The organism is Gallibacterium genomosp. 2, from assembly GCF_000771895.1.
In the GTDB taxonomy this organism is placed as follows: domain Bacteria; phylum Pseudomonadota; class Gammaproteobacteria; order Enterobacterales; family Pasteurellaceae; genus Gallibacterium.
In genome coordinates this window covers 1-11748 of the sequence record NZ_JPXY01000025.1, presented here as the reverse complement: position 1 = coordinate 11748, position 11748 = coordinate 1, and the positions used below count along the sequence as shown (strand labels likewise).

The following is an 11748-nucleotide window of genomic DNA, read 5'->3' as shown; positions in this document are numbered from 1 at the left end:
TATCTCCGATACGCAAATTTTTGCGGCGGCTATCCTATGTCATTTTGTCGATTTTTTCAATGATTTATGCTTATTCTTTACACTAAAACCGTTTAAAAAACACTTACTTTGATAATCACTGCAAAAAAACTAAATAACTTAAATTTGAAATAATTAATCTATCACAAAAAATTACTGCTATTTTGAATATCTTTTCTGTTTTTGATCAAAGTTATCATTAATTTATAAAGGTTTTTTTGTATATTGATTCCATTGATTCTTGGTAATTATTCCAGATCAATGGGTTAAACTAAAAACAAAATTATTAGATATTTATCAACCGGAATGTGACAGTTTACGCTTTTACCATCTAGGTAGTAAATGACGAAAAAAGTTGAACATCATAGCGCTAAACCAGCATTTGATATTTTCCAAGATACGATTATTTTATGATCGCCAACCTATAGTTCCCACTAAAATAGTGTAAGATTAGCAATTCATTATTATTCTTTAAAAATCAATAAGTTAATAACTTAAAATATCCCATTTTTATTTTATGATATATGCGTCCACCGCATATAAATAAAAAGATTGGCGAAATAGATAACATAAGTCTTTATTTTTGCTGATTTTTTATCATATGGTCGGTCGCCTTATGTGCGACAGTGAATTGAAACATCTGCTCATAGGCTAACCGTTCTTGATTTAAGCCAATACTAAGTCATCTTATTTGGCATACATCTCTTTTAAACAATTAAGATCCACTAAAAATGTCTTCATTAATAATTACCTAACACATTCAAAAAATCCGCTACTGTATGAAATGAACCAAAAATCAACAACAAATCCTCTTTTTGTGCCTTATTTAAAGCAATATCCACTGCCTGTGGCATTGAGTTAACTGATTGACTTTTCAATAAATAATTACTATTTTTCGCTACTAACTGTAATTTGTGTTGTAATTCTGTCGCACTTTGTCCTCTTTCGCCAGTCAAAGGAACACAAATCCACGCGGTAATAAAAGGTAACAATGGTGCTAATACACCTGCGGCATCTTTATCCTGCAAAATACCACAAATAGCATAAATATGACGGTAATTTGCTTTCTTCTGTGCTAATTGTGTTGCTAAATAACGTGCTGCGTGTGGATTGTGTCCAACATCCAGTACAATTTGCGGTAAATTTTTGCTTTCTACATTAAATCGTTGAGCCAAGTTTTGGTACTGTTCTTGACTTAAAAATTGGAAGCGCCCAGCCAATTCAACATTTTGCAAACTCTGTTTAATTTGTGACAAGGTAATCTTGAATGGTAGAAACTTTAGTGCTGCCAACGCAGTTGCGGCATTTTGCAATGGAATGTGACAAAATGGTAAATGTTGCCACTGCTCCGTTCCTATTTGAAAAGCCCAATCCTGATCGGTCTGTTGCACTGAAAAATCCTTTTCACGATACAAGCTCGGACAGTGCAATTTTTCTGCCACCTGTTTAATTGAGATTGGGCAATCCGGCTCGCCGACAACCAATGGTGTATTTTCACGACAAATTCCCGCTTTTTCAAAACCAATTTGCTCACGGTTATCGCCGAGAAATGCAATATGATCAATATCAATAGAGGTAATAATGGCTAAATCAGTGTCGATAATATTGGTCGCATCCAAACGCCCACCTAAGCCAACCTCAAGAATAATGACATCTAAATCTGCTTGTTGAAACAATAATAAAGCCGCTAAAGTGCTAAATTCAAAATAGGTTAAGGATTGGTTTCTTTGCTGTTCAATAATTGAAAATGCTCGGCTGTGCATCTGATCCGGCAACTCCGCCCCTTGAATGCGAACTCGTTCGTTATAGCGCAAAATATGTGGTGAAGAATACACGCCGACACGATAACCGGCATTGAGCAACAATGTTTCCAGCAATCGACAAGTTGTGCCTTTACCATTTGTACCTGCGACCGTAATGACAAATGCGGACGGATTTAATAAATTTAATTGTTGTGCCACGGATTTAACCCGTTCCAACCCCATATCTATATTTTTACTGTGCAAATGCTCCAAATATGCTAACCACGCATCAAGTGGTGAATTCTGATCTAATTTTTGCTGCATCATTATCTTATCCTTAGTTTGTGCTTGCGTATCATAGTGAATATTGCCTAAAATCGCCAGCAATCTTATTTTTTTGCAAGGAATAATTATGTTGTCACTATTTATCGCTATTTTCTGTAGCGTCGCTGTGAGCGTTTTTCTCAAAATCGCACGTTCACAACAGATCGTTATTTCACAAGCCATTGCCTGCAATTATATTATGGCAAGTTCCTTAACTTATTTCGTGTTACAGCCCGATTTTCAAGGGTTATCGTTTAGTGATGCTTTACGCCAAAATGAACACAGCTGGATTTTTCTCTTACTTGGTTTGTTATTGCCTTCTATTTTTTTGGTAATGGCGAAAGCGATAGAACATAACGGCATCGCTCGTGCTGATGCGGCGCAACGTTTATCGCTCTTTTTACCGATTCTCGCCGCGTTTTTACTTTTTGGCGAGCCACTGACTTCACAGAAAGCCATCGCTATTCTGTTAGCATTCTTAGCCTTATTTGCTTTGATTTTCAAACATAAAGCGGACGGCACTTCTGGTGGCATAGTGGGTTTTGTGCTATTGCTGTTAGTGTGGTTCGGTTACGGCGTGATTGATATTTTATTTAAACAGATTGCTAAATTCGGTGTCGCTTTTCCATTTGCGCTTTTCACCTCATTTATCGTTGCCGGTTGTTTTATTTTTGCTTATTTAATTTTCGCCAAAATACGTTGGCAAGCAAAAAGTATGCTTGCCGGTTTATTGCTTGGCGTACTGAATTTTCTAAACATTCTCTTTTATATCAAAGCACATCAACAACTTAGCCAAAATCCTTCGTTGGTTTTTGCCGGAATGAATATTGGAGTAATCATTTTAGGCGCACTAATCGGGCTATTTGTATTTAAAGAAAAACTTAATAAAATCAATTTTATGGGTATCGGCTTAGGTATTATCGCCATTATTTTGTTGCTGAGTTTTAAATAATGGCTTTCGCCTGCTGATGAGGGCAGGCGAATCTTTTATCTATAGCTGCTGATACAAGCGCAAGGCATAAGCATCCGACATTCCGGCAATATAATCACAAATAACGCGTTTACAGTGTGCTTCTTCTGCTTGCTGCCAACGCTTCACCGTGTTTGGCGGCAATAATCTGGTCGGATCGGTAACAAAAATTTGGAACATTTCTGTCAAAATGCGTTGTCCCCGATATTCTATGCGTTGTGTTTTCACCTCGTGAATCACAAATTGACTGACGAACTGTTTAAATAGGTTCAATACTTCAATTATTTCGAGTGGTAATTCTGCATTAAAACGCAGTAAAGGCTCATTAAATTGTTCATTTTCACGCCAGCGAATATGAGTAATAAAATAATTGACCAATGAACCTATCGCATTTTTACGCAAATAATGTTGATCGGAAAATAGTGCATCAGTTAAGTCGACAATATTACCTCTGATCCAATCCGCTCGACACTGCTGCAACTGTTGCAATGTTGACTGCCACTGCTCTCGATGAACCAAGCCAACCACAATCGCATCTTCAAAATCGTGTACCGCATAGGCAATATCATCTGCCAACTCCATAATGCTACAATCTAATGATTTATAAAGACTTTTTAACGTTTGTTCTGCTGAAATACGTTGAGGAAGTGAGGTAAACAGCTCATAATCTTCGGAAGAAAGTGGCGATAATACCCAGTTAAATACACTTAAATCATCACGAAAAATTCCTTTACCCGGTCGCCAATTTTCCATTTTAACATAGCGAGGATCTTCACTACGTGGCAAATCTAGCTGTTGATATTGTGGGGATACCTGATCCAGAATGACAGGATATTTCAAAATTCCAAGTAAAGTACGGCGAGTTAAATTCATTCCCCATTGTGGCGTATAAGGCTCCAATTTAGTTAAAATCCGAAACGACTGCCCGTTTCCTTCAAAACCACCGCAATCGCTCATCATATAATTCAGCGCGACTTCACCACCGTGACCAAAAGGCGGATGACCAATATCGTGAGCCAAACAAAGCGTTTCAATTAAACTATTTGCAGGCAGCAATTTTTTAATCAATGACGGCTTGATTTGCTCAACATAATCATTGCCTTTCTGTTGACGTAAATGAATAAAAGCATCTTCCAATTTTAGTTGTGAAGTCAAACTGCCACCGATTTGAGCAACCTCTAACGAGTGCGTTAAACGTGTGCGATAAAAATCATTTTCACCAATAGAATGAATCTGTTTTTTCGCTTGTAAACAGCGAAATGCGGCAGAATGCAGGATTCGTCCACGATCGCGTTGATAGGGTGAACGGTGATCGTGTTCTCTGCGAGGATCATTTTGTTGCCTTTCCGTCCAACATTTTGCAATTTCAAACATCATCTCCTGCTCCTATTTAATTGATCGGATACTCCCCTATCTCAACCGGAATATTATAAAGTTTATTTTTCCGCAACACTTGTACGGTAACTACAGCGCCGGGTTTCATATTTCCAACCATATTGACCATTTGTGAAGGTGATTGCACTTCCGTATTGCCAAATTTTACAATGATATCGCCAATTTCAATACCGGCGCGCTGTGCCGGTCCATTCTGACTAAGATTGGTTACTAACACTCCTTTTTGTGAGTTGTCTTCTATCGGCGCACTGGAAAACATTTGACTTTCCACCCCAAAGAAACCGCGAATAACCCGTCCATCCTGAATAATCTTACTCATCACGGTGTTTGCCAACTTAATCGGTATCGCAAACCCTAAACCTTCAGCCACCACTTCATTTTCTGAACGCCCGATACTTAAAGTATTAATGCCGATTAACTCACCTAACGAATTGATTAACGCGCCACCGGAATTACCTTGATTGATGGAAGCATCGGTCTGGATAAAGTCCTGTTGTTTAAACTCACTTATAGTATTGCGTCCGGTGGCGCTAATAATGCCTTGAGAAACACTCTGCCCTAAGTTATAGGGATTACCGATAGCTAAAGCAACATCACCGACCTTCACGGCTCGTTCTGGGTTTTGCGGAATTGTCGGTAAATCATTGGCATTAATCTTTAATACTGCTAAATCCGTTAACCAATCACTACCAATAATAGTTGCCTGATAAATCTTACCTGATTGTAGTGCCACAATAATTTGATCAGCATTTTGAATAACGTGTTTATTGGTTAGAATATAACCGTTACTACGCATAATCACACCGGAACCTAAATTATTAACACCGAAATCATTGCGGTTCGAATCTTGTAATGATCTTGTATAAACATTCACTACTGCAGGTGCTGCAATACGAACCGCATCATTATAAGATGCAACTTGTGGACTGAAAAATTTGCTTAAAAAGTGATTGCTACCAGTACCAGATAAGATTAATACTATCAACATTGCCGCTGCTAAACCGATAACAATCGCCTGCAATAATTTTTTAATCATTTTATGCCTTTATATTAATAAGTAGATTGACAATTCAAACAGTATAAATATTGACCCTTAGGATCGGTGAATTGCGTTAGCAATCCTAATTGTTGGTGCATTTGTTTGATTTGAGTAAAATCGACAATACCAATTGAACGCAACAAATCTTGCAGCATACTGCTCTTTTTTTGTCCCAATAATGATAACAATCCTTTACTTTGATCTTCAGAAAGCCATAAAAAACCAATTTGATCATCGGTTAATCCTTTCTCTTTTTCTCTGATTTTTTCTGAAGCTACTGCAATCGCCGTATTAAAATCACCCAACTCATCTACTAACTTATATTTTAATGCATCTTCACCAAGCCAAACACGCCCTTGAGCTATCTTATCCACTTGTGATTTATCCAATTTACGCCCTTTAGCTACTAAACTGATGAATTGATCATAGCCGTGCTCAATCGACATCTGAATAACATCACTGTATTCTTGACTTAATGCCGTAAACGGCGACATTGAAGCTAAAGGTGAAGTCTTCACTCCGTCAGAATGAATACCTAGATTAGCCAAACTTTTCTCTAATGTAACGAATGCAGCAAAAATACCGATTGAACCTGTGATGGTATTTTTATCTGCAATAATATAATCTGCAGTGCTAGCAATCCAATAACCGCCTGATGCTGCCATTCCCCCCATTGAAACAACAACAGGCTTACCAATCTGTTGTAAGTGTTCAACTTCTTCACGAATAACTTCAGATGCAAATGCACTTCCTCCCGGACTATTAATACGTAACACTACTGCTTTTACTGCTGTATTCTCAGCTGCTTGTCGAAGTAAACGAGCAATAGTGTCCCCACCAACATTTTCATCATCGCTCTCACCATCAATAATTGCACCTTCTACACGAAGAACAGCTATATTATTACTAGTAGCATTAGCTGTTTCATAATCCGGTAAACTATATAAATAATTTGAAAAATCAATATATTGATAAGTATTATTTTCTCGATCTGCACCAAACTGTTGTTTTAATGCTGCACTTATCTGATAGCGTGTCGCCACTTCTGTCACTAACTTATTAGTTAATGCATATTGTGTCAGATCACCTTTCAAATTTTTCACTTGTTGCAAAAAGTCATTTGTTGAGGGGAAAATTTGTTCTTGTTTAAGATGACGGTTATTACTCACTGTTGTCTTAATATTATTCCACATTGCATTCAACCATTGGCTTGCATTTTGACGAGCCACTTCCGACATATCATCTCTCAACAAAGGCTCAACTGCGGATTTATAAGTTCCAACTCGAAAAATATGTGGTTGAGCATCAATCTTATCTATCAGCGATTTATAATAGAATTGTTCACTATCTAAGCCAGTTAACTCTACTTGACCTTGACGATGTAAGTAAATTTTATCGGCATAACTGGCCAAGATATATTGTTTTTGTGAATAGTTATCCGACACAGCAATAACCGGCTTACCACTCTGTTTAAACTCATTTAATGCTTCCCCAATAAAAGTTAGAGAGGGAAAATCACCGCCTTTAAAATGATTAAGATCTAGCACAATACCTTTAATACGCTCGTCTTTTTCTGCTTGGGTAATAGCAAAAACCACATCAAATACTGATATTTTTTCTGATATTACTTGTTTCTGGACATTATTGAGTAATGCTTTTAAGCTACTATTTTGATCGCGATTATCCGCCAAAAAACCATCTAAATTTAAACGTAACGCACCCTGAGGTACTGGTTGTTTTCTTTGCTCTTCCACAAATAAAGTACTACTAAATAACAATATTCCTGCAACAAAAAGAAAAACTAGGTTCATTAATACTCGACGTAAAACATTTAAACAATTCCAAAAAAAACGAAGAATTTTAAACACCATTTATACCTTAATTATTAATTTTTTATAGCAATTAAAATAACATAAAATGCTCATCAATAAACGATCTTTTTCGCAGAACAATCTTGTTGCGTGCTACAATACCTTTTCAAATTCTTTAAGGAGAAGAAACTATGCAAGCATTAGATTTGTTATTAAATAGACATTCCGAAAAAAATTTAGTCGCACCGGCACCAAATAAACAAGAATTGGAAACGTTATTGCAAGCTGCCCGCCACGTTCCCGATCACGGTAAATTAACACCTTATCGTTTTGTTATTATTGAAAATGAAGGTTTACAAAAGTTGGGTAATCTTTTAAAAGAGGCCGCTATTGAATTTGATCTCGGGGAAGAAAGATTAGCAAAAGCAGAGAAATTTCCTCAGCGTGCTCCAATGTTTGTCGCTGTTATCGCAGAAATTAATAAAGAAATCAAAAAAGTTCCTGCTTGGGAGCAAATGTTAAGTGCCGGTTGTGCAACCTACGCCTTTCAACTAGCAGCTAACGCTTTAGGTTATGACAATGTTTGGGTGACCGGTCCTTGGATTGACGGCACTGCATTAAGAAATGCTTTCGGTTGTCGTCCGCAAGATAAAATTGTGGCGTTGGTGATGGTGGGAACAGCTGAAAACCCAAATAGCCGTCCAACGAAAAAATACAATAAAGATAAAGAAAACTTTGTGTCTTACCTCTAAAAAATTTGGCGGGAAATAAAATCCCGCCATTGTGTTATCCGATAACGTTATTTAATCGTGTTTTCGATGATCATATGCCTGTTGTAACAACTGTCGGCTCTCCTGCATAAACTGTTCTGAATAATCTCCGAACCAATGATGAACCTGTTGAAAGGCATTGATAAAACCTTGCTTATCGCCAGTTTCAAAAAACTGTAATGCTTGTTGATAACTTTTTTGCAAGGTTTTAATCACTTCAAGATTTTCTGGTTTATCCATAATAATATCGGCATAAAGCTCCGGATCTTGTGCAAATAATCGCCCAATCATTGCCAATTCTAAACGATAAATAGGTGAAGAAAGTGCCAATAAATTTTTCAACTGCACTGGCTGCCGCGAAAGATGTAATCCATTGGCAAAAGTTGAAAAATGACGTAATGCTTGAATGTAAGTCATACTATGATCGTGTTCTTGTGGCGTAACTTGATACAATCTCGCTCCCCAAATATAAAATTGATCTAACAACCATTTATAGCATTCAGGATAACGTCCTTCACAAACAGCTATCACTTGCTTAGCCATACTCTCAATATCCGGACCAAACATAGGATGTAAACCAACTACTGCACCTTGATGAATTTCCATCATTTTTGACACTGGTGCCGTTTTTACAGAAGTTAAATCCGCCAATAACATTTCTGGATGTAAATAAGGTTGTAATTTCTCAATCACTGATTCTGTCGCTGTAATAGGCACAGAAATCAGCACCATATCTGCTCCCTCAATGATTTGTTTTGCTTGTTGCCAATCATCACAATCTAAAATTTCTACATTATAACCAGAATTAATTAAATAACGGGCAAATAACCCACCGAGTTTACCACGCCCACCAACAACTACGATCTTTTTAATATTTGGGTTAGTTGTCTTAAAACCATACTGGTTTTCACTATGGTAAGACTCTCTCATCACACGCCTTAACACATCTTCAATTAAATCAGGAGAGAGTCCCATTTTTTCCGCTTCCTGACGACGTTCTAATAACATCGCAGCTTCACGCTCGGGTACATAAATCGGCAAACCGTGCTGATGTTTCACTCTACCTACTTCAGTTACTAGTTGTAACCTTTTGACGAGCAATGCCAACAACGCCTGATCAGTTTCATCAATTTGCTTACGTAACTCTTGTAACACTTCCACACACTCTCTCCACAATAAATTAACGATCCAATTTAGCTAAAGTATCGTGTATTTTACGCAATAGTGTTTCTGTTGTCTGCCAATCAATGCAAGCGTCGGTAATAGATACACCATATTTCATCTCTTCTCTTGGTTGTTCTGCACTTTGATTTCCAGCATTTAAGTTACTTTCTAACATAATTCCAGTAATAGAACGGTTTCCATCTACAATTTGTTGCAACACATCTTCCGCAACAATTGGCTGGCGACGATAATCTTTATTGGAGTTGCCGTGGCTACAATCCACCATAATTGACGCTTCCAAGCCTGATTTTTCCAACTCTTCTTCACTCTGTTTCACAAATTCTGCCTGATAATTCGTTTTTTTGCCACCACGTAAAATAATATGCCCATCTGGATTGCCACTAGTATGTAACAAATTTACTTGACCTTGCTGATTAATACCGATAAAACTGTGTTCTTGAGAAGCCGCTTTAAGCGCATTAATAGCTGTTGCTAAATTACCATCAGTACCATTTTTAAAACCAACAGCCATCGAAAGACCAGATGCTAATTCACGGTGAGTTTGTGATTCTGTAGTTCTTGCTCCGATTGCTGACCAACTAAAAAGATCTGCTAAATATTGCGGCGTTATCGGATCTAACGCTTCTGTCGCTAAAGGTAACCCCATATGCCCCAAATCCAGTAATAATTTTCTGGCTAAATGCAACCCCTTTTCGACATCAAACGTTCCGTCCAAATTCGGATCATTAATCAACCCTTTCCACCCCACTGTTGTACGTGGTTTTTCAAAATAAACACGCATCACAATATATAATTGATCTTTCAATTCCTCCGACAATATTTGCAATTTTTTTGCATATTCAATTGCAGCAGGGATATCGTGAATAGAACAAGGTCCACAAACCACTAATAAACGTTTATCTCGGCGATGTACAATATCAGCAATTTCTTTCCGAAAACGTTCAATTTTTTGACGTAATGGTTGTTCCAAAGGAAGTTTCGCCTTCAACTCATCTGGCGTAATTAATACTCTTTCATCCACAATATGAACATTGTGAATACTATCTTTTTTCATCTTAAATTATCCTGTAAATTTTTTATTACAAAAAATGTAACGATAAAATTACACTTCTTTTTGATAATAAACAAGTACTATTTCAATAACTTTTTCATTTTTTATCTCTATCGCTCATTTTTTTGCCAATCAACTCTTAGTAATGGAAAAAGACTTGCACAACCCAAGCCAATCTTATAATATGCAGCCCGTTAATTTTGGCAAAATGCTCAAATAAAAAAGTTTAACTAAAGCGTGTAATTATACAATGTATCAAATCTTATTAATCATTTATCCTATAGTCGCCATTGCATTAATAGCTTTTATCCTTGTACAACAAGGTAAAGGTGCGGATATGGGAGCATCATTCGGAGCTGGTGCGTCTGGAACTGTATTTGGTGCAAGTGGTGCAGGTAATTTTTTAACTCGCACAACAACAATTTTAGCAATTATATTTTTTGCAATTAGTTTATTACTTGGTAATTTAACTGCACATTCAAGCAAACCAAAAGGCAATTTTGATGATCTTTCAGGTGTTGCTCAACAGATTAAAAAAGAAGAAGCTGTTAAACCTGTAACTGAATTACCTGCAAAACCTGATGTAAATCAGGATATTCCAAAATAAGAATTTCGCTCTGGTGGTGGAATTGGTAGACACGCTATCTTGAGGGGGTAGTGTCTGTAGGACGTGCGAGTTCAAGTCTCGCCCAGAGCACCACGACACCAAAACGGTAGGCTTTATGCCTACTGTTTTTTATTTGTTATTAGCCGTTATCTATTGTTGTTTCAATAACTTATATATAAAAATCTAAATAAATCCTTCATATTGAGTTTTTTACGTTATCTGTTGTCACATAACGTGATTTAATCACGCATAAAATTACTAGTAAAAAAGATTGTTGATATGGGTTCTATTAGAAAAAAATGGTGTTAAGTGGCGCGCCGAGATTTTTAAGTTAGGCGTTAGAAAGTCAAAATCGTTTAAAACTAAGGCAGAAGCTAACGTTTGGGTTGTTGATGAAGAACGAAAACTAGAAAATTATAAAAACGGTATACCAGAGGATATTTTATTTTCAGCTTTAATCAAAAAGTATCAAGAAGAGGTGACAAGGAAAAAAGAGGTGCTATCTGAACGAATTAGGTTAAATAGACTATTAAAACATCCTATTACTAATTTATATATCAAGGATTAGGCGAGATTTTGAGAATTGACGACGACTAAAAGCTTATATCTTCCTAGTGATTGCAGCTTCAAACCAAAATCTATCATCTTGAGTTAATACTGTGGATCTAATATTCGGACATCTTTTCCTTTTATGTTGATACTCTTATTAAAGGCATATAGGACAAAATAGTTGATAAAAATAGGCTTAAAGCCTTATAGTACAAGGCTTTAAGCCCTCTTTTTGAAATATGAATAAAAAACTGCCCTTTCTGCCATAACACCTCAATTCAGAAGTA

The 11748-nt window shown here is 36.8% G+C and carries 10 protein-coding genes, 1 tRNA gene and 1 pseudogene; 6 read left to right on the top strand and 6 right to left on the bottom strand.

Features of this window, described 5'->3' with window-relative positions; all coding sequences use genetic code 11:
- Window positions 1-265: 265 nt before the first annotated feature.
- A pseudogene (locus P375_RS12725) lies at window positions 266-432 on the top strand (CRISPR-associated endonuclease Cas2); the annotation flags it as partial.
- Window positions 433-758: 326 nt separating this feature from the next.
- Here the strand turns inward: P375_RS12725 and folC are convergent.
- Window positions 759-2087 carry a bifunctional tetrahydrofolate synthase/dihydrofolate synthase gene (gene folC / locus P375_RS06145; protein ID WP_039135537.1) on the bottom strand — a complete coding sequence of 443 codons (1329 nt, stop codon included), beginning with the start codon at window positions 2085-2087 and terminating at the stop codon, window positions 759-761.
- An 85-nt stretch (window positions 2088-2172) separates the two neighbouring features.
- On the opposite strand from folC, the gene P375_RS06140 reads away from it, so the two are divergent.
- Complete coding sequence (locus P375_RS06140) at window positions 2173-3036, top strand: membrane protein (protein ID WP_039135535.1); 864 nt, start codon at window positions 2173-2175, stop codon at window positions 3034-3036.
- A gap of 39 nt (window positions 3037-3075) precedes the next feature.
- Here P375_RS06140 and P375_RS06135 read toward each other — a convergent pair whose 3' ends face one another.
- From P375_RS06135 to sppA, 3 genes are read right to left on the bottom strand one after another with little or no spacing between them, the layout of a single operon-like run.
- Window positions 3076-4431 (bottom strand): anti-phage deoxyguanosine triphosphatase, encoded by a 1356-nt coding sequence (locus tag P375_RS06135; protein WP_039135533.1) that lies wholly within the window; start codon window positions 4429-4431, stop codon window positions 3076-3078.
- Window positions 4432-4444: 13 nt separating this feature from the next.
- Complete coding sequence (gene degS, locus P375_RS06130; protein ID WP_039135532.1) at window positions 4445-5485, bottom strand: outer membrane-stress sensor serine endopeptidase DegS; 1041 nt, start codon at window positions 5483-5485, stop codon at window positions 4445-4447.
- Window positions 5486-5499: 14 nt separating this feature from the next.
- Window positions 5500-7359 carry a signal peptide peptidase SppA gene (gene sppA, locus P375_RS06125; protein ID WP_039135531.1) on the bottom strand — a complete coding sequence of 620 codons (1860 nt, stop codon included), beginning with the start codon at window positions 7357-7359 and terminating at the stop codon, window positions 5500-5502.
- Window positions 7360-7490: 131 nt separating this feature from the next.
- On the opposite strand from sppA, the gene P375_RS06120 reads away from it, so the two are divergent.
- Window positions 7491-8051, top strand: a complete 561-nt coding sequence (locus P375_RS06120; RefSeq protein WP_039135529.1) for an NAD(P)H nitroreductase — start codon at window positions 7491-7493, stop codon at window positions 8049-8051.
- A gap of 51 nt (window positions 8052-8102) precedes the next feature.
- Here P375_RS06120 and tyrA read toward each other — a convergent pair whose 3' ends face one another.
- Both tyrA and P375_RS06110 read right to left on the bottom strand, forming a co-directional pair.
- A complete protein-coding gene (gene tyrA / locus P375_RS06115) occupies window positions 8103-9230 on the bottom strand; it encodes a bifunctional chorismate mutase/prephenate dehydrogenase (protein ID WP_039135527.1) in 1128 nt (375 codons plus the stop codon).
- Between the two features lie 19 nt (window positions 9231-9249).
- Window positions 9250-10308 carry a 3-deoxy-7-phosphoheptulonate synthase gene (locus P375_RS06110; protein WP_039135525.1) on the bottom strand — a complete coding sequence of 353 codons (1059 nt, stop codon included), beginning with the start codon at window positions 10306-10308 and terminating at the stop codon, window positions 9250-9252.
- A 247-nt stretch (window positions 10309-10555) separates the two neighbouring features.
- Between P375_RS06110 and secG the strand changes: the two genes are divergently transcribed.
- The 3 genes from secG to P375_RS06095 all read left to right on the top strand — a co-directional run bounded on the left by secG (window position 10556) and on the right by P375_RS06095 (window position 11480).
- Window positions 10556-10912 (top strand): preprotein translocase subunit SecG, encoded by a 357-nt coding sequence (gene secG / locus P375_RS06105; protein WP_039135523.1) that lies wholly within the window; start codon window positions 10556-10558, stop codon window positions 10910-10912.
- Between the two features lie 7 nt (window positions 10913-10919).
- Window positions 10920-11005 (top strand) — tRNA-Leu (locus tag P375_RS06100).
- 178 nt (window positions 11006-11183) lie between these two features.
- The gene (locus tag P375_RS06095) at window positions 11184-11480 is read left to right on the top strand and encodes a hypothetical protein (RefSeq protein ID WP_156962333.1); all 297 of its coding nucleotides are present in this window, start codon (window positions 11184-11186) and stop codon (window positions 11478-11480) included.
- Window positions 11481-11748 lie beyond the last annotated feature (268 nt).